Origin of the sequence: Testudinibacter crocodili, assembly GCF_006228025.1 — a bacterium.
GTDB lineage: Bacteria > Pseudomonadota > Gammaproteobacteria > Enterobacterales > Pasteurellaceae > Chelonobacter.
The window spans coordinates 1-783 of record NZ_VDHF01000171.1; the positions used below are offsets into that span (position 1 = coordinate 1).

The window sequence follows — 783 nt, forward strand, 5'->3', positions numbered from 1 at the left end:
AATATCTCAAGCCTCAGCAGCCTGACAGGCGCATTGGCGGCAACGGTGACGGCACAGGCAGATGGAACAGCTACGGATAGAACAACTGCACTTGTTAATGTTGCAACCGGGCAAGCGATAGCGGAAAGTACGGTTGAGAATAATTTATTTAGATATGTTAAAGAAAATCCTGAAGTTGGGAAAACAATCAACTCAGTATTATCTGGATCAAGCTTTAGCAGTAAAGGGTGTTACGGAGTCTATTGTGTTAGTGTGGGTTCGACTCCACCTATTGGTAAAGCGGGCACAACTAAACAAATATTTGGAATTGGATTGGGTAGTGGCTTTTCAATTGGAGGAGAATACTCAAATCAAATTACAGGTGATAAGAAATGAAAGTAAAATTATTTTATGTAATTTTGATTTTATCTTCAGCTCTGGCTATGTATGGTTTTATTACTGGTAATATTCAAAATAATTATAAAAATAAAAGAGAGGGGGGGATATTTCTAAGTTTGATTAAAAACAAGTTTAAGGGTGAGATTTATTCCATTGATTTGTTTAAATACTTTGAGATTAAAATATATATCCATGGTGTTGCTAATGTTGATTTTTTGATTGAGCATGGCTATGTGAAAAGAAAAAAATATCTTTTCTGTAAAAATGGAAATGCAGTTTTTATTGTTTACTTAGAAAAAGATACTTTATTAAAATACAGCTATAATGTAGAGATCTGCCAATAATTTTTTAATGTATTTTATATTGTTATATCACGCTTACCATGCAAAGTGCGGTTGAGAATAA

Annotated in this window: 2 protein-coding genes; both read left to right on the forward strand. The window is 33.3% G+C overall.

The window, feature by feature from the left end; genetic code table 11:
• Window positions 1–375 (forward strand): VENN motif pre-toxin domain-containing protein (locus FHQ23_RS12240; RefSeq protein WP_139614564.1); only part of this gene is annotated, 375 nt, incomplete at its 5' end.
• Window positions 372–722 (forward strand): hypothetical protein, encoded by a 351-nt coding sequence (locus tag FHQ23_RS12245; RefSeq protein ID WP_139614565.1) that lies wholly within the window; start codon window positions 372–374, stop codon window positions 720–722. The genes FHQ23_RS12240 and FHQ23_RS12245, both read left to right, overlap by 4 nt.
• Window positions 723–783: the final 61 nt, after the last annotated feature.